Genomic DNA, 19531 nt, shown 5'->3' with positions numbered 1-19531 from the left:
TTAATCGCCGTGCCGACACGGGGCGAGGGATACGTATATGCCTAAAAAAGAGAAGGATTACTTTATGAATATAACAACAACGACAGCTAATTCACGCCCTGCATTATTATCGTTAGCGGGTGGGCTCTCACTTTTTATTGCTTTTATCTTCGTGCAATCGCTGTTTTTTAAATTCACGAACTCGTACGAAACCCAATTTATTTTTGGCACCTTGGCGGGGTGGTCTGGCTTTACATGGTTTGGTGCGTATGGCGGTTATTTTATTGGTACAGCAGAGTTGATTGCGGCTGTACTGCTGTTTACTCGCTTTCATGGTGTTGGCGCTTTGATGGCGATAGGAATTATGACTGGCGCGATATTTTTCCACCTGTTTACGCCGCTGGGTATTGTGATGCCAGAATTTAATGCAGCAGGGCAGATGATAGGCACAGACGGCGGTTTGCTGTTTGGCATGGCGTGTTTGATTTGGCTATCGGCCGTTGTACTTGTTGTGCGTGATAGTCGTCAGCCACAAGGTTTTGTACATTATTTTCTGCATCGCTTTCTAAATCGTTTGCCACAAAAACTACAGGGGCATTCTGGTGGTACTGATACCGAAAATGGAGGTGCCGTATGAATCCGCAAAGCAGTCCGTTTCGTTTACCGCGCGTAACCCCCTTTGGTTTAGGTGAATCTGTTGCAGAATGGGCAACAGGGTTAAACCAACTTGATGCGCTATATCAGCAGCGACCAGCAGGGTTAAGTGCTCATGCTTTCATGCGCTATACCCTCGATGTGCTGGGTATTGAGTATCAAGTTACTAAAGGAAGTTTAGAGAATGTTCCGAAAAATGGCGCAACGGTTGTGGTGGCGAATCATCCGCTGGGCGCGATAGAAGGCGTGATGCTGGCAGAATTACTGGGGCATGTACGTAATGACATTAAAGTGTTGGCGAATCATTATTTAAAGCGTTTACCTGAAATCAGCGAGTTGTTTATTGCGGTAGATGTGTTTGAAGGCAAAGAGGCGATTAAAGCCAATATAAAAGCAATGCGAGAAGCTCATCAGCATTTGGCCGAAGGGGGATTACTACTGATTTTTCCAGCAGGCGAAGTGTCGAGCTATCAAGCTGCGTCAGATTCTGCCGAAGACGTGCAGGCTATGCCACACCGCTTGATCGACAAAGCATGGAGTCGCTCGGTGGCTAAATTGGTTAAACGTAGCCAAGCGACCACAGTGCCGATTTTTATTGACGGTCACAATAGTAAAACCTTTTACAGGGCTGGAACTATTCACCCTATGCTGCGTACCTTGTTGCTGGGGCGTGAGTTGCTGAATAAGCACAATCAAACCATGTCGATCGCCATTGGTGATGCAATTCCTTTTTCTGAATTGAAAGTGTTAGATCGCGACCAGAAAATCGTGAATTACCTGCGACTCAATACCTATTTATTGAGTGCGAATAATCCGTTACAAAGCAGTGACAATACTCAGCCATTAATCAATAACCCAACGCCTCATGAATCCACTACCCATGAATCTACAGCCTACGAATCTATTGCCCACGAATCTAAGGCTCATGGATCCGTCGCTTGTGAGTCAGAGACTGAAATCGCTGGTGAACCCGTGATTGCGGCTACTCCCCCTGCTGTGTTGCAAGCTGAAATGGATTTGCTTGAGCCGAGTTGTCACCTGTTAACACAAGGGGATTTCGATGTGTACTGCGTGCGATCTGCTGTGATTCCAATGATGATGCAAGAAATAGGACGAGTACGTGAAATCAGCTTTCGTGCGGTGGGTGAGGGCACTGGATTTGCGTGCGATGTGGATGACTATGATCCGCATTATCACCAACTTATTGTATGGCATAACACCCGTCACGAGTTGGTGGGTGCTTATCGTATGGGGCTGGTGGATGAGTTGGTCGAGAAACAAGGTATCGACGGTTTATATTCGCGTAGCTTGTTTAATTACGATGAAGCGTTTATCAATCAGTTAGGTACATCGATAGAGTTGGGGCGTTCTGTGGTCGCCGCGCCGTATCAGCGTAGTTTAAGTGCTTTACTACTGTTATGGAAAGGCATCGCGACGTTTGTTTCTCGTCACCCGCAGTACACCCATTTGTTTGGCCCTGTCAGCATTAGTAATGACTACAGTTTGGTGGCGCGTCAGCTTATGGTATCTACCTTAGCCGTTCATCATTATGACAACGACAAAGCGGTGTTAGTGAATGCCACTACACCATTGAAAGGCGATGGACAGGCCTTCTGGCATACCGATATGCTGTCTGCGTTAGGTGATGTGCAGCTGTTATCAAAAGTGTTAAGCCGATTAGAACAAGGTCGGGGTTTGCCAGTATTACTGCGTCAGTATCTTGGTTTGAAAGGTAAGTTGGTGTGCTTCAATGTCGATCCTGCATTTAATGATGCTTTAGATGGTTTGATTGTGGTGAACTTGGCGCAAGTACCCGAAAAAACCTTGGGTAAATACATGGGGCGTGAGCAAGCTAAAGCGTATTTGGCTACGCATAACATTGCCAACCAACCTCCTTCGTAAGGGCTACATCACCCAGAAGAATCCACAATAGGGCTGGTTGGTGTCAGCCTTCCTTGGCATTTGGTATTGATTAATTATTACTTATGTCTTTGATGTGTTTTAGCAAGTCATCACTATCAAGCGGTGGTAGATCTAGGTTGAGATCGGGTGGGGTGACCATGGGCACTTCATCGGGAAACAAGCCTTGAGGCAGCTGGTGTGCGATACCTCGATGGCAATCTATACAAGTACGTGCCGTACCGTACAAGAACTCGTGCTTCATTTTTTGTTGTACGTCAGGGTTCATATGCTGTAATTGGTGGCAATTTCGGCATTCGCGAGAATCGGTTTTCTGCATCGCCTTCCATACACGACGCGCCATAGTAAGACGGTGTTCTTCAAACTTCTCCATATTATCGATTGTGCCTACCATCTTGTGATAAAGCTCCATAGAGGCTTGCATCTTGCGTATCATTTTATCGACCCATGGTTCTGGCACGTGGCAATCAGGACAACCAGCCTGCACACCGCTTCGATTTGTATAATGCACACTTCTTTGCCATTCAGGAACAACAGCTTGCCGCATTTCATGGCAACTAGTGGCGCAAAAGGCTGTTGTATTGGTCATTTCCATTGCGGTATTAAAACCACCCCAGAAAATAATACCGACGAAAAAGGTAATTATTCCACCAATGGGAATTCCAAATAACCACCATTTTTTTGGTAGTGACCAAAGCTTTGCGGGTAATAACTTGAATTTCATTTGAGCCCCGACAACATAAATTAGTTTTCAACGATTAATCGAAAACAAGTAATATTCAGGCAGTATTTTGATTCTAGTATAATATTAAATGAAGTTGTTATTTGTTATCGAAAGTATTCGGGAGCGACTATGTTTCAGCTTATCGATAGGGCTATGCGTTGCTTTTTATTTATTCTAATTCTCTCTTTACCTTATGTTAATGCAAGTAATACTGGTCAATTAACTGGCTGTTTAAGCTGCCATGAAGGGATAGCCGATTTTTCTGAAGGGCCGATGACTCTGGCTATTACTGCAATATCAAAAACCTTTGATAAGCAAGGGTGTACAGTCTGTCATGGGGGAGACCCAACAGCTAAAGATAAAGAAAAAGCGCACGCTGGCTCCCCAGAATTACTGGTTGAATTAGGGGGCGCTCAGCATTTTTACCCTGATCCCGGCAGTATTTGGATAGCCGATAAAACCTGTGGTCTATGCCATGCTGGATATGTCGATCGAGTAAAAAAATCGCTCATGGGTACTGAAGCCGGTAAATTACAAGGCAACCTTTGGAGCTGGGGAATAGTTAATGATCATAATTCTAATTTGGGGAATTATGATATTAAAGATGAAGATGGCCCTGTTCCAAATATAGGTACACCAGCATATAAAAAATATATGACCCGTCTTGCTGAACAGCACCCGGATCAATTTCCCACTGAATTATCACAAGTTCAAGATGTAAATGTTGATGATATTCCCGACCACCCAAATCTTGCTGGTGTAACCTATTCTCGACAGCAATGTCAGCGTTGCCATGTTGGCGTTAGTGGTTCACAAAGACGCGGTGATTTCCGTGGTACAGGCTGTTCATCATGTCATGTTCCTTATGGCGTTGAAGGTTTATATGAGGGGGACGATCCCACAATAGATAAAACGCTGCCGGGGAAACTACTTGTTCACAAAATGCAGGCAACACGTAAATCAAAGATCACCCATAATGGGCTCACGTGGTCGGGAATACCTTCTGAAACATGCCGTAGTTGCCATAATCGCGGAAAGCGGGTTGGCCCAAGCTTTAATGGGATAATGGAGTTCCCTTATGGAAGCCCGTATACCCCAACGGGTGGTAAGCAAGAAAGCCTGCATGGAAAATATTACACTGAAATTGAAGCTGATGTGCATCACCAGATCCCAAGCCGAGAAGGCAACCCTTCTGGTGGGCTTCTATGTCAGGATTGTCATACTTCTATTGATATGCATGGTGATGGCAATATTCCTGGTACAACACTGGCGCAGGTTGAAATTGAGTGTTCAGATTGTCACGGCACACCAAGTCAGTTTCCTTGGGAATTACCGTTAGGTTATGGCGAAGAGTTCGGCGGTAAACTCGATGATAAAGCACGAGGTTTAGCCCATAAACTACCGAAGTTCATGAAGGTGGCGACAGTTTATGAAAAACGTGATGGTTACTTGCTGTCAGCAAGGGGGAACCCACTCGGTAATGTCGTTAAAGATGGCGATAAGGTGGTGGTGCACTCTGCTACTGGTTTAGATTTCAATGTGCCGGTATTAAAACAAATTGCAGACACCGATACTTGGAAAGATCCTTCAGCCAAAGTAGCAAAAATGGCCATTGATAAGCATATGGAAGGTATGGAGTGTTACGCCTGTCATGCCAATTGGGCTCCTCAATGTTATGGCTGCCATATAACCGTTGATTACTCTGAAGGAAAACAAGATGCAGACTGGATTGCGAATGTGAATTCGGTGGGCAAAGATGGCCTAACACCAGATGCCGTATTAGGTTCGAAAGGATTGAAATCGGCTGGTAAGGTTTCAGAAACGCGTTCGTACTTACGTTGGGAAACACCAATATTGGGTATTAATGGCGAGGGTCGGGTAACCCCATTAATGCCAGGGTGTCAGGTGATAACGACCGTTATCGACAAGGATGGAAATACCGTTGTTCATAACAAAATTTGGGGTACACCTGAAGGTAATGGATTAGATCACTCTCCTGTGCAGCCCCATACCATTGGGCGGAAATCCAGAGATTGTGAATCTTGCCATAGCGATCCTAAAACATTGGGTTACGGTATTAGTGATGGCGAGTATATGAGTAATATTAATAAGCCATACTATGCTGATCTCAAAGATGCTCAAGGTAAGGTTATTCCAAAAGAAGCCAAAGTTCAGATTCAACCCATCCCTGAACTCGAGCATGATCTTTCGAAGATCGTCGATCGTGACGAAGGTCAGATCGTTAGTGTTGGTTCTCACTGGCCATTGGCTGGTCCGCTGCCCAAAGAGATGCGTGACAAAATGGAACGTTCCGGTACTTGCCTAGGCTGCCATAACAAACAGCAAGATAAAGAGTTTTGGAACAAAGTTTCTCAGCCAGGATTCTTGAATAATGAGCAACACCAGAAGGCTGTACAAGAAGCAATTGAGGCGAAGGCCGAGTAACGGATTCAATAATGTATGGCAAAGGACGATTGTTTGCTAACTGAGTAGGAATTATGAAAGTTAAAGTGTTTTTTTCGTGGTTTCAAGCATTAAGTCTGACTATTTTGTTGTCGCTGAGTTCTGGGCTAAATGCAGAGTCTATTCATAAAAATGGTCATTTGAACTTTCAAGAGTTTGCTGAAATTTGTCTTGAAGGCGAGGCTGATGCCAGAGATGGTGCAGAATATGAGGTCTGGTGTGAGTTGTATCTCGCAGGATATGCTCAAGCTCTTGTTGCAAGTAAAACGGATAATATTTGTATATCACAAGAGCTCAATTGGTTAGACAAACTTAGATGGGATTTCGTCTATTGGTATTATCAGAATAAAGCGAAGCACCAGAACTCTTTAGCGAGTGGTATGTTGGCGTTTTTCCAAGAAAAATATGGATGTGGAACCAACCAGTCTGAATAGACAACGTTGATTTGTTCACCATAAGATCCGATGTGTAAATCATAGAAAGGCTGCCAGTAGGTGGTCTTTTTTACGTTATAAGGGCGTGCTTTTTATTTTATACCTTGCTCTTGACCTTCTAGTAACTGGAAGCTTTAAGCTCTTTCCATACCATCGAGAGATTCAGCTAATAACGCCTAAGAAGGTAACGTTATGAACCAGACAATTACAATGTTCCTCTTGGGAGTCTCGGTATTAGTAGGTTTAGCTTTTGCGAATTTTCTAATCATCGACGTTATGCCGCAGAAAGGCGGTGTATGGGGTGTTGTAGAGATAAATGATATACCACAAGCGGCTATGGATGTTGTCGTCCCACAGAGATTGGTCGGTGAAGATATGCACTCTAAGGTAATGACAACCATTAAAAGCTCAGGCGTGAAAATGATGGGACAAATGGACTGCTAGCACGGGCAACTAACAACGCATAGCAGCAGAAATAAACTCCAAGTGAATATGAAAGTACAAGCAAATTAATAAATCAATAATATAAAGGTTATTATCGCCATGAAAATGAACACTAAAAAGCTATGTAAAATACTCTGTGCACTGTGTTTAGGAATACCGGTAGCGTACTTTCTTTTTATTGGTAACTTTACGCTTGCTGCTGTTAGCGGAATAGCCATACAGTTGATTTTCTGTGGTGCAATGATGTTCATGATGATGAAAATGATGGGCTGTAACGATAAGAAAGACAAAACACAAGACGATGGCGACCAGCTTAAAGATACCGAGCGAGAATAGAAAAAGAAAGCTATCAGCGTTGACTAACTTTCTTATAATTATCGGTAGCATTCACATGCGCTCTAGACCGTCGTTATTTGGAGTCTTATTCAGGGAAGACGATGACTCTTAAGTTTTCAGCAATGATTAACGTGGCTTCGGTGGCCAGTTGAACCTCTTCTATCGTATATTCTGGGGCGATTTCTGTTAATAGCATCCCTTCTGGTGTTATCTCGATAACGCCCATTTCAGTGATGATCATATTAACTTGATGGGTGGCTGTTAGCGGCAATGTGCAGTGGTTCAATAGTTTATGTTTGCCTTTCGCTGTGTGCTCCATCGATACAATCACTTTCTTTGCACCCACCACAAGATCCATCGCGCCACCCATGCCGGGAACCATCTTGCCCGGTATAATCCAGTTAGCTAAATTACCTTGTTCATCGACCTGCAATGCACCCAAAACGGTGACATCAACATGACCACCACGAATAATCGCAAATGAGTCGGCACTATTGAAGTAGCTCGCGCCTGCTGCTGCGGTAATGGGCTGTCCGCCTGCGTTAACCAAATCAGGGTCGGTATTGGTAATATCAGCTAAGCTAGCAATGCCGAGTAGCCCGTTTTCAGATTGTAGAATCAGTTCGATATCACAATCAATTTCGTTGGCAACAAGAGACGGCATGCCGATGCCTAAATTAACCACATCACCATCGTTCAGCTCTTGTGCCACACGCCATGCGATATTGCGACGAATTTGATGTTTATCTAGCGCCATATTATTTTCCTCCCTGATAAACATAATCAACGAACAAACCCGGAGTATGAACGCACTCTGGTTCTATCTGACCCACATCGACGAGCTTTTCGGCTTCGACTATGACTAAGTCGGCCGCGGTTGCCATTAATGGGTTGAAATTCTGCGTAGTCTTTTTGTAAAATACATTGCCTTTGGTATCGACAATAGAACCTCGAATAAAGGCTAAATCAGCACGAAGGGGCTTTTCTAATAAGAAATCTTCACCATCTACTGTAATAACTTGTTTGTTTTCCGCAACGAGCGTGCCTAAGCCTGTTGGTGTTAGAATGCCACCGAGACCTGCGCCTCCCGCCCGAATTCTTTCGGCTAATGTACCTTGTGGTACTAACTCAACATCGAGTTCACCCGCATTCATCTGGCTCCCTGTTTCTGGGTTGGTACCAACATGTGATGCATACAGTTTCTTGATACGGCGTTCTGAAATAAGTCGACCTGAACCTGTAATTGGGGTGCCAGTATCGGTGGTGATCAAGGTGATATCTTTGATGTTATGTGCAAGTAAAATATCAATTAAGCCTTCAGGGGCGCCATTTGCCATGAACCCCCCGATCATGATTGTCATGCCGTCATAGAGTTTGCTGGCGATAGCTTCTGCTGAAATCATTTTTTTCATGTTGTGTTCCTTCTTACATTTTTAGGCTTATTTCGAGCAACGACGAACGATAACGGCTGTTCCCATGCCACCGCCAATACATAGCGATGCCAATCCATACTCTTTGTTTTGACGTTCTAATTCATAGATAAGGCTAACGAGAATACGGTTGCCTGATGCACCTAACGGATGCCCAAGTGCGATGGCACCACCGTTATGATTGGTGCGATCCAATATCCATTGTTGGTCGACATCGTGTTGTTCGGCTAATTGTTTAACCACGCCAAGTGCTTGCGCCGCAAAAGCTTCATTTAATTCAAAGTATTCAATATTACTCAGCGATAATTGGGTTTTATCGAGTACATTCGCAATAGCGGGTACTGGTCCTAGCCCCATCACGTCAGGTGAAACACCGGCTTGGCCGTAACCCACAATTTCAGCAATAGGTGTTAATTGGTAACGTTCAAGCGCTGATTTAGACGCCAGAATAATCGCCGCTGCACCATCATTGATACCTGATGCATTACCTGCTGTAACTGTTCCGTCTTTCTTGAAGGCTGGACGTAAGTTAGCGAGTGATTCTGCTGTGGTATTCGTCTTCGGATACTCGTCGGTTACAACGCAATTTTGCTGGCGACGGTGAGTCACATTTACGGGTTCTATTTCAGATTTAAAGCCATGACTTTCTAGTGCTATTGCTGCATTTTTTTGGCTAAAGAGGGCAAAGGCATCTTGTTCTTTTCGCGATATATTGAGTTTTTCTGCGATATTTTCAGCAGTAATACCCATGTGATATTGATTAAATACATCGGTTAGCCCGTCTTTAATAATACTGTCTTCAATGGTTTGGTTGCCCATTCGAACGCCAGCACGCATTTGATAAGACTGCAAAAAAGGGGCTTGAGACATGTTTTCCATACCACATGCCACAATGATTTCAGCATCACCTGAACGGATATGGCTAGCCGCATCCATGACGGTTTTCATGCCGCTACCGCAAATCATGTTAAGGGTATAAGCGGGCACCGTGTCGGGAATACCTGCGGCGATTGCTGCTTGTCTGCCTGGCCCCATGCCAATGCTGGCACTTAATACGTTACCCACAATCACTTCATCGATAAGCGTGGGATCAAGTTGGCACTGATTCAATGCGCCGCGAATGGCAATGGCCCCCAGTTCAGGTGCCGATACAGGGGCTAGAGAGCCGTTAAAACTGCCAATAGGAGTACGCTTTGCCGCTACGATGTAAATGGGTTCCATAACTTCATCCTGTTTTCATGGATTATCGAATACAGATTCAGTGTAAAAGGATGTTTGATTTGGGTGTTATCGCCATTAGATCAAACCCGGTTTGCAAAAATGCAAACCGCCACGATAGGAAAAGTCCGTATAGTAGAAAGAGTTAAAAATTCCTGTATATAAAAGGAGTAGAACATGAGTTATATGATTGCGTGTGCACCTTGCTGTTGGGGCGTGGAATCGGCTGGTAATCCTCATAATCCAGATTGGCTGCATGTATTACATGAAACAAATGAAGCTGGCTTTGCAGGATTAGAGCTAGGGCCATATGGTTTTGTGCCGTTAGATGCCGATTCAGTGAATACGGCTTTATTTATGAAAGAGCTTGAGATTTGCGCAGGAACGATTTTCGAACCGTTATCTGATATCGATAGCCAAACTGACATACTCAACAAAACAAAAACGCTGTGTGCTTTATTACAAAAAATCGGTACCGATAAATTGGTTGTTATCGATTGTGTTAATGATGTGCGTAGCCAGTTTGCAGGGTTAAGCGATTTAGCGCCACGGTTAGAAAATAGTAAGTGGTCGGTGATGATGAATACCATTCGCCAGATTAGTGCGATTGCTAAAGCATTTGATATTCGTGCGGTTGTTCACCCCCATGCAGGTGGCTATATCGAATATGAAGATGAAGTCGACCGTATGCTGGCAGATCTGACTCATGATGAAGTGGGGCTATGCCTTGATACAGGTCACTTATATTATGCAGGAATGGACCCAGCTAAAAGCTTGAAGCAGTATGCTAACCGTTTAGATTACGTGCACTTTAAAGACGTAAATGATGCTGTATTGCACAGTGTTATCGAATCTCGGGTTGGTTTTTGGCAAGCATGTGCTGATGGGGTGATGTGCCCAATTGGCGAAGGTGCCGTCGATTATGATGCAGTTCAACAAGTGCTGACTGAAATTGGTTACACAGGGTGGATAACCATAGAGCAAGAGCGCGATCCCCGTAATTCTTCTACAACGCTACCTGATATAAAGCGCAGTCGTAAGTATTTAGCGAAAAGAGGTTTTGGCTAGGGTTGATCTGTTAAGAAACAGCTCTTTTATATTTATGATCGTAGATGGATAAATTATATGATCGTTTCCGATCCTTGGTTTTATGCCACTGCAATTCCTGCAGTATTAATCTATGGGATCGGTAAAGGTGGTTTGGGCGGTGCATTAGGTATTATTGCCGTGCCATTAATGGCATTAACGATTGCCCCCACTCAAGCTGCCGCGATTCTTTTACCCATCTTATGTTTAATGGATGTCTTTGCGATAAAAGAGCATTACCGACATGCAGATTATGCTCAGATCAAATTAATGCTACCCGGTGCAGTAGTAGGTGTTGTACTCGCTGGTTTATTTCTGAGTGTTACGCCGGAAGCGGGATTGAAATTGTTAATCGGTGGGTTATCACTCTTGTTTTGTTTGCAGTACATTGCCTCTAGCCACAAAGTAAAGAAAAAACCGGGTGTGATATCGGGTGTAATAACGGCTTGGTTTTGGAGTGTACTGAGTGGTTTTTCGAGTACTGCTATTCATGCTGGTGGCGGCCCCGCTAGTATTTATTTATTACCGTTAAAGCTTGATAAAGTCGTGCTTGTTGCGACCATGGCTGTACTATTTGGCATTATCAATTTATTTAAATTAGTGCCTTACACATTACTTGGCGAGTTTGATCAAACCAATTTATTAACTGCGTTCATATTAATGCCGCTAGCCCCAGTTGGCGTAAAATTAGGGATTAATATATTGCACCGTGTTAGCCAAGATTTGATATATAAATTGTGTTATTTCTTTCTCTTTTTATCTGGCAGTAAATTATTTTGGGATGGGCTTGCGTTCTAACGCGTAAGTACGTCACTTAAATGATGGAAGAATAAAGAAGTAATACATTGTAGTCTTAGTGCTCAATATTGCCCTCAAAGCTTAGCTTGAGGGCTTTTTCGTTTGTATATTCTCTAAGCTTAATACAACCGCTATTACGCTGAACAAGCGTGACAATTAGCTACCGTAATAAAGGCAAATACGTTTACCGTTCACTTCTTGAATATCAAACGGAATATTGTAGATATCTTCCATGATATTCTTTTGGATTACATCATGTACTTTGCCACTTTTAATCACTTCACCTCTGCGCATCGCGACGATATTATCGGAATAACAAGACGAAAAGTTGATATCGTGAATAACAATCACCACGGCTTTTTTTAGCTCGTGAGCGAGTTTACGAAGTGTTTGCATAATCTCGACCGAGTGTTTGATATCAAGATTATTTAAGGGTTCATCAAGAAAAATATAGTCAGTGTCTTGGGCTACAACCATCGCAATAAAAGCCATCTGACGTTGACCGCCACTCAGTTGATCAAGAAATTTATCTTGTATATTCTCAATATCTAAATGGCTAAGCGCTTGATCAATAATATGATTATCTTCAGCTTTAAGTCGCCCTTGGCAATGAGGAAATCGCCCAAAAGCCACTAATTCACGAACTGTGAAACGCATGTTAACGTTATTAGACTGACGTAAAACCGCTAAACGTTTAGATAATGCTTGGGTATCCCATTGTGATAAGGGCTTTTCTGCAATCAGTACTTCACCTGCGTCGCTTTCTGTTAAGCGACTCGCCATTGATAGCAAGGTACTCTTACCTGCACCATTAGGACCAATAATGGATGTGACTTCTCCTAATGGAAATAAGGCATCGGCATTTCTAACAACGAAAGTATCGTTATATTTTTTTGATAATCCAGTTAATTTAATCATGTTTAATCGAACTTATTACGCATTAAAAGAAAGAGAAAGTAGCCACCGCCAACAAAGTTGATGATCACGCTAATCGTGGTATCAAAGGCGAACACCTTTTCAATTAACCACTGCCCACCAACGAGTAAAACGATGGATAGCAAGCTAGAAGCAAGCATTAAAAAACGATGGTGATAACGGCTGAACATTTGGCGCGTTAAGCTGACAACAATTAAGCCAAAGAATAAAATAGGGCCAACTAATGCTGTGGATATTGCAATCATTAGGGTAATACTCATCATTACCTGCATGGTGATTTTATGCGTATCTACTCCCAAGCTTTTTGCGTTATCAATGCCCAGCCAGAATACATCTAACTTATTGGAAAGTCGGTATAGGTAGGCAAGGCAAAGTGCAAGCGGCAAGATAGACCAATAAACGAGTTCACTGTTAACGTTATTGAAACTTGCAAACATTGTGTTTTGTAAGTTAGCAAACTCATTAGGATCAAGCAGCATGGTAAAGAAATTCGCCACACTGCTAAATAAACTGCCGCAAACAATACCAATCAGTAAGAGTGTAAATACGTTGCTGTTTTTGCGTCGGAAATAAAGACTAAATAACAGCATAGAGAAACCACTCATAATGGCAGCTGATATCAGAAAGTTGATTTTTGCATCAATAAACCAAACGCTCATACTACCGAACATAACCACAATAATGACTTGAATCATGACATAGAGTGAGTCGAAGCCAAGAATTGATGGTGTCAAAATACGATTGTTGGTAATGGTTTGAAATACCAGTGAAGACGTAGAAATCGCGACGGCTGCCAATATAATCGCGAGTATTTTTGGTAACCTTAAAGAGAGAAAGAAAGCATAGTTTTGCGCATTAAGCCCTTGGCCAATGAAATAGCCAATAATTAATATGCTGATTAAAGCCAATGAAAGTACTTTATATGAATCACGCATTCGACTTGTCTCTTAGCACTAAAGTAATAAACACAACACCGCCGAATATACTAATGATCATCGAAATTGGTATTTCATAAGGGAAGATAAGGACGCGTCCGAGAATGTCACAAGCCAGTACCATAATCACACCCCAGTAGGCTGTCCATGGTAGGTTTCGACGCATATTATCACCCATAAAAATAGCGACTAGATTAGGTACAATAAGACCAAGAAAAGGTATTACCCCTACAATCATCACAACCGAAGATGCTAGAACCGCGACGATCAAAACACCGATTAAGATGATCTTCTGATAATCGAGCCCTATATTTTTTGCAAAGCTTTCCCCAACGCTAGCAGCGCTGAATTGGCTAGCATAATAGTAGGCAATCATTCCTGCTGGCAATGCGAGATACAGAAACTCATAGTTACCCTGTAACACTGAGGCAAAATTAGCGACTGTCCATGCTGACATTGTTTGTACTAGATCAAATCGGTAAGCAATGAAAGTGGTTAACGCAGAGACGACATTGCCGTACATGATGCCAATAAGCGGAACCAGTACAGTATTTTTGAATTTTAGTTTTTGTAGAAAGCGAACAAAAATCAGTGTGCCAACCACAGAAAAAAGAAAAATGATGGCAAGGTTTGCCCATTGGCTGACACCGGTAAAAAATACCAAACTCAGTACGTAACCGAGTAGGGCACAATCAACCGTACCCGTGGTAGAGGGGGAGGCGAAGCGATTTTGGCAAATTTGCTGCATGATAAGGCCAGCAACACTTAATCCAGCACCAGCAAGCGCAATAGATAATAAGCGAGGCAGGCGACTTGAAAAGAAAATTGTTTGGTTTTGAAGGTCGCCACTGATCACGCCTTGTAAACTGATGTCTGCAACACCAATGAAGAGTGACGTTATGCTTAGTGTTATTAGCGCGATAAAAGCAGAGAGAATTTTGATGTTATACATAGGTTATATAATGTGTAAGAGCCCAGAAAAACTGGGCATTCTATGATTATTTATTAGCAGAATTGACATCGTCAATCATGATTTGAGTTGCGTCCATTCCTGCAATGGTGAGATACCAAGCGCTAGGGTTTAAATAAACGATGCGGTTATTTTTATAAGCGGGTGTCGATTTCATTAATACGTTATTGAATAAAGCTTGTGCTTTACCAGAGCTTTCTCCAATGGCACTTTCACGATCGAGAATGAAGATGACGTCAGGCGCGGCTTCAGCAATAAACTCAAACGAAATCAAATTACCATGCGAATTTTGTGATTCTGAAGAGCGTGCTTCTTGAAAACCGAATTCATCAAAAATGACAGAGAAACGGCTTTTATGACCAAACATAGAGATGTTATTACCACTATTCATAATGGCTAATGTCTTGAGGTTTTGGCTCTCAATTTTTTTACGAGTATGAGTAAGCTGCGATTGTGTATTAGTAATAATCGTTTCAACTTGTTCTTCTTTGTCGAAGATTTTCCCTAGCATGCGCCAATTTTTTTGAGTGTCATTCCAGTAGTCACCATTATCCACCATATACATTACCGTAGGGGCAATTGAAGACAGTGTTGAATAGGAATCAACCATGCGGCTTTCGGCAATAATAATGTCAGGCTTTAGCGTGAAAATGGTTTCAAAATCGACTTCTTTCATGCTGCCGATTGAAGTCGTTTCACCTTCGCCGTATTCCTTTAGGTATTCTGGAAGCATATTAGTAACGACGCCAACAGGCTTAATACCCAGACGATTTAATGTATCTAAACTACCATGCCCTCCAACCACCACAACACGCTGGGGAGTGTTTTCAAGAGTTACTTTGCCAAGCGAATGTTCGATGGTAATGCTTTCAGCCTGCGCTATAGCACTTAACGTGAAAATGCTAAAAAGAGTCAGTATTTTTAGGTATGAAGAAAAACGCATTGTCAGATAAACCTAACGTTTAAGAAGTAATAATTCTCATTATTAGAACGCAAACGAGAATGATTTTTATTGATAATGATCATTTTTAAAAGCGTAAGTAGGGTTTTGACGGGGGAAAAGTGTAACGAAATACGTCTAATGCAGAGTTAAGGACACTTAAAGCCTGCAATGGGTTCTTTTTCTAGATTCTTTCTAGTGAAAAATATGAACTCAACTGCAGGCCTTATCAATTTTAGCTTTCGGTTTCAGCTCTCAGATTTATTGCTTTTTAAGTTGTAGAAAACTGAGTATTGCAAGCAATGTGAAGAAAGCGGGATCACTCCAGCCAAAACCAACGAATATCCCTTTAACACCGGCATAGACGGTAATAATCACACCGAGAACATTGGTGATGACTAAAGCGAGCAACAGCTTCTTCGCGATCACACCCTGGCCGATGTCTCTTAACATCAGGCTAATTGCGGCGATACCACCCAGAAAGATACTGGTATGTTGCGAAAGGAAATAGGCGTATTGGTCATTTAATTCCACACCATACATCGGCCATATCAGGTCAGGTATAAAAAACAGTGCCAGTGCAAATACTAGATATATACAGCCATGCAGGGTTAAAAAGGATTTGTTATTCATAATTTTATCTCTGGTTGATAGGGCCGTTATTGATTGCTGTTAGCGGTTGGTTGATGTCAAAGATGTGTCCGCGAACTTCACCTATTCCCATTTGCTGTAAACGTGCGGTGTGCATTTGTAGGTATGCCTGTGCACTGGCCTCGTCTTCAAACAGATAGATGCCACCACCCAACTTATCTTTGGCACTTTCAGTCCAAATTTTCCAGATCATGCCTGGTTCTCGGTTAATAGATTCGGCAAGTTCAACGAAGGCATTTGCCATATCTTCACCAAATGGACCGTTAAACTCAAAATCAACCTGTAGTAATTTTGTCATTGTTGTCTCTCCGTATTTGAGTAATACCAGTCTAGACAAGTATCTGACCAGTTACTTACCGAATGGTATAAGCCATTTTGTTGGCTGTGTTTTCTGTTGTTGGGTCTATTATTATCTATAAAAAATAAACAGAAAAGTTCATAATATTGCCATTAACTGTGGAAAATTTAGACCAATGAGATTAAAGACAACGCTCGACCAGTGGCTGACACTGTATGAAATAGATCGAGCTGGCAGTATTCAGGCTGCAGCTGTGGTATTAAACAAAAGCCATACAACGCTGATATATGCAGTTAAAAAGCTTGAAGGGCAGCTGGGAATATCACTGATAGAAGTACAAGGGCGCAGAGCTGTGCTAACAGAAGATGGTAAGTCATTATTGCGTCGTGCAAATACTTTGCTAGATCAAGCGCATGAACTGGAAGTGATCAGTGAGCAGCTATCGAAAGGGATTGAATCTGAGATCACTATTGCGATCGATCACCTTTGCGATCAGGAATGGTTGTATCAGCCTATGGCGGAATACTTAGCTCAAAATAGCACTACGTCGATTCAGGTAGTGGAAACGTCACTATCGAAAACCACAGAAATGGTTACCAGTGAACAAGCGGATATCGCTATTATTAATCTGCCTATTACAAATTACCCTGCAGAAGCTTTTGGTATTACGACTATGGTTCCTGTGGTTGCGGCACATCATCCGTTGGCGCAAAAGGCCTCTCTTAGCCTTACTGATATGTCTGCAACCAGTCAAATTGTGATCAGGGATTTAGGCAGCGAAACAGACAGAAACAGCAAGCAAGATGTCGGTTGGCTAAAATCACAGCAACGTATTACTGTAGATAATTTCGATCATGCTTTTCGTGCCATTGAGCAAGGTGTAGGATTTTGTCGCTTACCAGAGCACATAGTGAAAAGTCGTGCGAACGATAAAATAGTGGTACTTAAGATTGAAAATGCTGAGCGCTACCAAGTACCTCTGCACTTAACCTTACCCAAGGGTGTGAAAACAGGGCTAGCAGCAAAATGTTTTTATAATATGCTGCAAAATGCCGCCAGTAAAAGAATGTAAAATCAGTAATAACTCAAATAGACGGTGAAGAAATGTATAGCTTTGAACAACTTAAAATATTTGTAGCCGTGTGTGAGTGTGGTTCTTTTTCGGCAGCTGCCAGGCAGTTAAAACGCGCACAATCGGGAGTAAGTCAGTCGGTATCTAACCTTGAAATTGCACTAAACCAACAGTTGTTTGATCGTAGCCGTAATGTTCCAGTGCTTACTGCACAAGGCACGGCATTATTGCCAATTGCAAAATCTATCTTGCATCAACAGCTTCACTTTGATCAAAAGGTAGCATCGCTCGATCAGCAACATGAACACGAATTAGTATTAGCTATTGAAGAAAGTTTGGTGGATGCAAAACTGTTAGAAAAGTTAAGTGAACTTGCCGATCAATTTCCTATCACCAATATTGAGATAGTCTCTGCTTCTACTTTTGATGTTGAAAAAATGGTGAGTGAGGGGACTGCGCAAATCGGTATTATCTACGCTGATGGAAAGATGCAAAACGAGATGGATTTTTTCACGTTGGGTTATAACCGATTCATAACGGTTGTGTCACCCAGCCATCCGTTATCAAGTCTGAAAAGTGTGAAAGATACGGACTTAAGAAACTATCGCCAGATTGTGCAGCGATCTTCTCAAGGTAAAGAGCTCTGGTTTAGCTATGGAATAAGCATTAAAGCGTGGTATGCGAGTAACCATTTGATGCTACTTCATCTTGCTCAGCAAGGTATTGGATGGGCGGTTATTCCTGAAAGCTTGGCTGCTTCTGCCATACGAGAAGGGAAATTGGTATCACTCAATCTAGAATATGAACCGAATGGTTGGATCAACACAATAGATTGCATTACCTCGAGAAGACATCAATCAGGCCCTGTACTTCAAGCGGTATGCTCAATGCTTAAAACGTATATGAAAAGCGAAATATTTACGTGATTGTCGGCATCATTATGTTCGTTTTTTATTACCGTATTTATTATAGATTTTGAGTGATGGTACATAACCATCACTTTGATTATTAATGTTTTACTTCATGACTTATTCTTCTATCTAATCCTGCTTTTAATCCAATACTGCTTTTTTCATGGTTACTGCTGGTGATTCTTTTATTTTACTATTGTTGCATCTGCAACAAAAAGGAGTACACTTCTCGTGTCGAAATATTGTTGTATAGGTAACAAAAATGAAAAAAGATAAAATTTATCAATACGCCATCTATGTAGTTCTAAGTGTCACCATTGGGTTTTCTGCTTTTCTTATCACTTCTGACAATGTTGCCCCTTTTACGACTCAAGCAAGTATGCAAAAAACGGTCGCAAATATTGCCCCGGAAGTAACAGGCGTTGTTACGAAGGTAAATGTTGAAAATGGTGAAACAGTAAAAGCGGGTGATGTTTTGTTTTCTATTGATAGTCGCAGCTATGAATTAGCGGTACGTCAATCACAAGCTGAGTTACATCAAGTACAAGAATCGAACTCAGCAAAGTGGCAAGAACTACAAGCGGCTAACCAAACATTAGCGCAGCGAAAAATTGAATGGCAGAACGCCAAAACAAAATTGACACGTTACCAATCGCTGTTATCAAAAGGTTTGATCACCCAACAAGAATTTGATGATGTGCAAATGAATGACAGCGTTGCTGAAAGGGTTGTTCAATCTGCGCGTGCTGATAGTTTACGTATTCAGGCAGAGCTTGCGACGGAAGATAATAATGCTGCGGTTGAATTGGCAAAAGCCAAGTTAGAACAAGCAGAGCTGGATTTATCGCATGCGGTTGTTGTCGCTAAAATTGATGGCACTGTGAGTAACTTACAGCTTCAAGCGGGTACTTATATGAATAAAGGTACCGTCGCCATGTTTTTGGTTAATGAAGCAAATAGTTGGTTAAAAGCCGATTTTAATGAAAAAGGTATTTCACACTTAATGGTTGGTACCTCTGTGCTAATTGCTTTCGATGCGATGCCCGGTCAATTGTTTGAAGGACAGGTTATTAACCGTGATAGTGCTATATATGACGCATCTAGTCAGAACAGCATGTTATCAGACGTTACCAATGACAGCCGTTGGATTAGAGAGCAGCAAAAAATCCGTACACGTATTCAGGTTGATGGTGTCGACTCTGCATTAATTTCAGGCTCTAAGGCGAGTGTTATTGTCAAAAATGGCAATGGTTTGATTGATGCTATCGGTTATAGCTGGATTCAGTTAGTCGCTTATTTTCGCTATATCTATTAATTGTAAAGAGTGTGTAT

21 protein-coding genes are annotated in these 19531 nt (G+C 42.2%); 11 read left to right on the top strand and 10 right to left on the bottom strand.

The window, feature by feature from the left end:
* Nucleotides 1-64 precede the first annotated feature (64 nt).
* Together C9J12_RS22610 and C9J12_RS22605 are read left to right on the top strand one after the other, a co-directional pair.
* Nucleotides 65-616 carry a hypothetical protein gene (locus tag C9J12_RS22610; RefSeq protein ID WP_107244759.1) on the top strand — a complete coding sequence of 184 codons (552 nt, stop codon included), beginning with the start codon at nt 65-67 and terminating at the stop codon, nt 614-616.
* Nucleotides 613-2535: a lysophospholipid acyltransferase family protein gene (locus C9J12_RS22605; RefSeq protein WP_107244758.1), complete on the top strand. Its 1923-nt coding sequence runs from the start codon at nt 613-615 to the stop codon at nt 2533-2535. Before C9J12_RS22610 ends, C9J12_RS22605 begins: the two co-directional genes overlap by 4 nt.
* A 70-nt stretch (nt 2536-2605) precedes the next feature.
* On the opposite strand, the gene C9J12_RS22600 is transcribed toward C9J12_RS22605, so the two are convergent.
* Complete coding sequence (locus tag C9J12_RS22600) at nt 2606-3277, bottom strand: NapC/NirT family cytochrome c (protein ID WP_107244757.1); 672 nt, start codon at nt 3275-3277, stop codon at nt 2606-2608.
* A 129-nt stretch (nt 3278-3406) separates the two neighbouring features.
* Here C9J12_RS22600 and C9J12_RS22595 point away from each other — a divergent pair, with 129 nt between their 5' ends.
* The 4 genes from C9J12_RS22595 (at nt 3407) to C9J12_RS22580 (ending at nt 6954) form a co-directional block, all read left to right on the top strand.
* The gene (locus tag C9J12_RS22595) at nt 3407-5722 is read left to right on the top strand and encodes a cytochrome C (RefSeq protein ID WP_107244756.1); all 2316 of its coding nucleotides are present in this window, start codon (nt 3407-3409) and stop codon (nt 5720-5722) included.
* A 53-nt stretch (nt 5723-5775) separates the two neighbouring features.
* Complete coding sequence (locus C9J12_RS22590) at nt 5776-6174, top strand: hypothetical protein (RefSeq protein WP_107244755.1); 399 nt, start codon at nt 5776-5778, stop codon at nt 6172-6174.
* 192 nt (nt 6175-6366) lie between these two features.
* Complete coding sequence (locus tag C9J12_RS22585; RefSeq protein ID WP_107244754.1) at nt 6367-6618, top strand: hypothetical protein; 252 nt, start codon at nt 6367-6369, stop codon at nt 6616-6618.
* A 99-nt stretch (nt 6619-6717) separates the two neighbouring features.
* Complete coding sequence (locus tag C9J12_RS22580; protein ID WP_107244753.1) at nt 6718-6954, top strand: DUF2933 domain-containing protein; 237 nt, start codon at nt 6718-6720, stop codon at nt 6952-6954.
* A gap of 85 nt (nt 6955-7039) precedes the next feature.
* On the opposite strand, the gene C9J12_RS22575 is transcribed toward C9J12_RS22580, so the two are convergent.
* Genes C9J12_RS22575 through C9J12_RS22565 form a run of 3 tightly spaced genes read right to left on the bottom strand, consistent with a single transcriptional unit; the run spans nt 7040 to nt 9605 of the window.
* Nucleotides 7040-7711 (bottom strand): 3-oxoacid CoA-transferase subunit B, encoded by a 672-nt coding sequence (locus C9J12_RS22575; RefSeq protein ID WP_107244752.1) that lies wholly within the window; start codon nt 7709-7711, stop codon nt 7040-7042.
* 1 nt (nt 7712) lies between these two features.
* Entirely contained in the window at nt 7713-8366 is a 654-nt protein-coding gene (locus C9J12_RS22570; RefSeq protein WP_107244751.1) for a CoA transferase subunit A, read from the bottom strand.
* A 27-nt stretch (nt 8367-8393) separates the two neighbouring features.
* The gene (locus tag C9J12_RS22565) at nt 8394-9605 is read right to left on the bottom strand and encodes an acetyl-CoA C-acetyltransferase (RefSeq protein ID WP_107244750.1); all 1212 of its coding nucleotides are present in this window, start codon (nt 9603-9605) and stop codon (nt 8394-8396) included.
* 174 nt (nt 9606-9779) lie between these two features.
* Here C9J12_RS22565 and C9J12_RS22560 point away from each other — a divergent pair, with 174 nt between their 5' ends.
* Nucleotides 9780-10670 (top strand): TIM barrel protein, encoded by an 891-nt coding sequence (locus C9J12_RS22560; protein ID WP_107244749.1) that lies wholly within the window; start codon nt 9780-9782, stop codon nt 10668-10670.
* Nucleotides 10671-10727: 57 nt separating this feature from the next.
* Complete coding sequence (locus C9J12_RS22555; protein WP_107244748.1) at nt 10728-11486, top strand: sulfite exporter TauE/SafE family protein; 759 nt, start codon at nt 10728-10730, stop codon at nt 11484-11486.
* Nucleotides 11487-11642: 156 nt separating this feature from the next.
* Here C9J12_RS22555 and C9J12_RS22550 read toward each other — a convergent pair whose 3' ends face one another.
* The 6 genes from C9J12_RS22550 to C9J12_RS22525 form a co-directional block, all read right to left on the bottom strand.
* Nucleotides 11643-12404 carry an iron ABC transporter ATP-binding protein gene (locus tag C9J12_RS22550; RefSeq protein WP_107244747.1) on the bottom strand — a complete coding sequence of 254 codons (762 nt, stop codon included), beginning with the start codon at nt 12402-12404 and terminating at the stop codon, nt 11643-11645.
* A gap of 2 nt (nt 12405-12406) precedes the next feature.
* Nucleotides 12407-13357, bottom strand: coding sequence for an iron chelate uptake ABC transporter family permease subunit (locus tag C9J12_RS22545; RefSeq protein ID WP_107244746.1), 951 nt, complete (start codon nt 13355-13357; stop codon nt 12407-12409).
* Entirely contained in the window at nt 13350-14309 is a 960-nt protein-coding gene (locus C9J12_RS22540) for an ABC transporter permease (protein WP_170111851.1), read from the bottom strand. Before C9J12_RS22540 ends, C9J12_RS22545 begins: the two co-directional genes overlap by 8 nt.
* Nucleotides 14310-14355: 46 nt before the next feature.
* Nucleotides 14356-15270 carry a siderophore ABC transporter substrate-binding protein gene (locus tag C9J12_RS22535; RefSeq protein ID WP_107244745.1) on the bottom strand — a complete coding sequence of 305 codons (915 nt, stop codon included), beginning with the start codon at nt 15268-15270 and terminating at the stop codon, nt 14356-14358.
* A gap of 258 nt (nt 15271-15528) precedes the next feature.
* Nucleotides 15529-15900 carry a hypothetical protein gene (locus tag C9J12_RS22530; RefSeq protein ID WP_107244744.1) on the bottom strand — a complete coding sequence of 124 codons (372 nt, stop codon included), beginning with the start codon at nt 15898-15900 and terminating at the stop codon, nt 15529-15531.
* Between the two features lie 4 nt (nt 15901-15904).
* Entirely contained in the window at nt 15905-16216 is a 312-nt protein-coding gene (locus tag C9J12_RS22525) for a monooxygenase (RefSeq protein ID WP_107244743.1), read from the bottom strand.
* A 175-nt stretch (nt 16217-16391) separates the two neighbouring features.
* Here C9J12_RS22525 and C9J12_RS22520 point away from each other — a divergent pair, with 175 nt between their 5' ends.
* From C9J12_RS22520 to C9J12_RS22510, 3 genes are all read left to right on the top strand, one after another.
* A complete protein-coding gene (locus tag C9J12_RS22520) occupies nt 16392-17288 on the top strand; it encodes a LysR family transcriptional regulator (RefSeq protein ID WP_107244742.1) in 897 nt (298 codons plus the stop codon).
* A gap of 32 nt (nt 17289-17320) precedes the next feature.
* The gene (locus tag C9J12_RS22515) at nt 17321-18214 is read left to right on the top strand and encodes a LysR family transcriptional regulator (RefSeq protein ID WP_107244741.1); all 894 of its coding nucleotides are present in this window, start codon (nt 17321-17323) and stop codon (nt 18212-18214) included.
* A gap of 247 nt (nt 18215-18461) precedes the next feature.
* The gene (locus C9J12_RS22510) at nt 18462-19514 is read left to right on the top strand and encodes an HlyD family secretion protein (RefSeq protein WP_107244740.1); all 1053 of its coding nucleotides are present in this window, start codon (nt 18462-18464) and stop codon (nt 19512-19514) included.
* The last annotated feature ends 17 nt before the right edge of the window (nt 19515-19531 follow it).

The sequence above is a fragment of the Photobacterium frigidiphilum genome, from assembly GCF_003025615.1.
Lineage (GTDB): Bacteria > Pseudomonadota > Gammaproteobacteria > Enterobacterales > Vibrionaceae > Photobacterium > Photobacterium frigidiphilum.
This window is presented reverse-complemented; position numbering and strand designations above follow the sequence as displayed.

Bases quoted from the DNA above. Each gene is read 5' to 3' on its own strand.
- C9J12_RS22610 (WP_107244759.1), top strand. From the start codon at position 65: ATGAATATAACAACAACGACAGCTAATTCACGCCCTGCATTATTATCG.
- C9J12_RS22605 (WP_107244758.1), top strand. From the start codon at position 613: ATGAATCCGCAAAGCAGTCCGTTTCGTTTACCGCGCGTAACCCCCTTT.
- C9J12_RS22600 (WP_107244757.1), bottom strand. From the start codon at position 3,277: ATGAAATTCAAGTTATTACCCGCAAAGCTTTGGTCACTACCAAAAAAA.
- C9J12_RS22595 (WP_107244756.1), top strand. From the start codon at position 3,407: ATGTTTCAGCTTATCGATAGGGCTATGCGTTGCTTTTTATTTATTCTA.
- C9J12_RS22590 (WP_107244755.1), top strand. From the start codon at position 5,776: ATGAAAGTTAAAGTGTTTTTTTCGTGGTTTCAAGCATTAAGTCTGACT.
- C9J12_RS22585 (WP_107244754.1), top strand. From the start codon at position 6,367: ATGAACCAGACAATTACAATGTTCCTCTTGGGAGTCTCGGTATTAGTA.
- C9J12_RS22580 (WP_107244753.1), top strand. From the start codon at position 6,718: ATGAAAATGAACACTAAAAAGCTATGTAAAATACTCTGTGCACTGTGT.
- C9J12_RS22575 (WP_107244752.1), bottom strand. From the start codon at position 7,711: ATGGCGCTAGATAAACATCAAATTCGTCGCAATATCGCATGGCGTGTG.
- C9J12_RS22570 (WP_107244751.1), bottom strand. From the start codon at position 8,366: ATGAAAAAAATGATTTCAGCAGAAGCTATCGCCAGCAAACTCTATGAC.
- C9J12_RS22565 (WP_107244750.1), bottom strand. From the start codon at position 9,605: ATGGAACCCATTTACATCGTAGCGGCAAAGCGTACTCCTATTGGCAGT.
- C9J12_RS22560 (WP_107244749.1), top strand. From the start codon at position 9,780: ATGAGTTATATGATTGCGTGTGCACCTTGCTGTTGGGGCGTGGAATCG.
- C9J12_RS22555 (WP_107244748.1), top strand. From the start codon at position 10,728: ATGATCGTTTCCGATCCTTGGTTTTATGCCACTGCAATTCCTGCAGTA.
- C9J12_RS22550 (WP_107244747.1), bottom strand. From the start codon at position 12,404: ATGATTAAATTAACTGGATTATCAAAAAAATATAACGATACTTTCGTT.
- C9J12_RS22545 (WP_107244746.1), bottom strand. From the start codon at position 13,357: ATGCGTGATTCATATAAAGTACTTTCATTGGCTTTAATCAGCATATTA.
- C9J12_RS22540 (WP_170111851.1), bottom strand. From the start codon at position 14,309: ATGTATAACATCAAAATTCTCTCTGCTTTTATCGCGCTAATAACACTA.
- C9J12_RS22535 (WP_107244745.1), bottom strand. From the start codon at position 15,270: ATGCGTTTTTCTTCATACCTAAAAATACTGACTCTTTTTAGCATTTTC.
- C9J12_RS22530 (WP_107244744.1), bottom strand. From the start codon at position 15,900: ATGAATAACAAATCCTTTTTAACCCTGCATGGCTGTATATATCTAGTA.
- C9J12_RS22525 (WP_107244743.1), bottom strand. From the start codon at position 16,216: ATGACAAAATTACTACAGGTTGATTTTGAGTTTAACGGTCCATTTGGT.
- C9J12_RS22520 (WP_107244742.1), top strand. From the start codon at position 16,392: ATGAGATTAAAGACAACGCTCGACCAGTGGCTGACACTGTATGAAATA.
- C9J12_RS22515 (WP_107244741.1), top strand. From the start codon at position 17,321: ATGTATAGCTTTGAACAACTTAAAATATTTGTAGCCGTGTGTGAGTGT.
- C9J12_RS22510 (WP_107244740.1), top strand. From the start codon at position 18,462: ATGAAAAAAGATAAAATTTATCAATACGCCATCTATGTAGTTCTAAGT.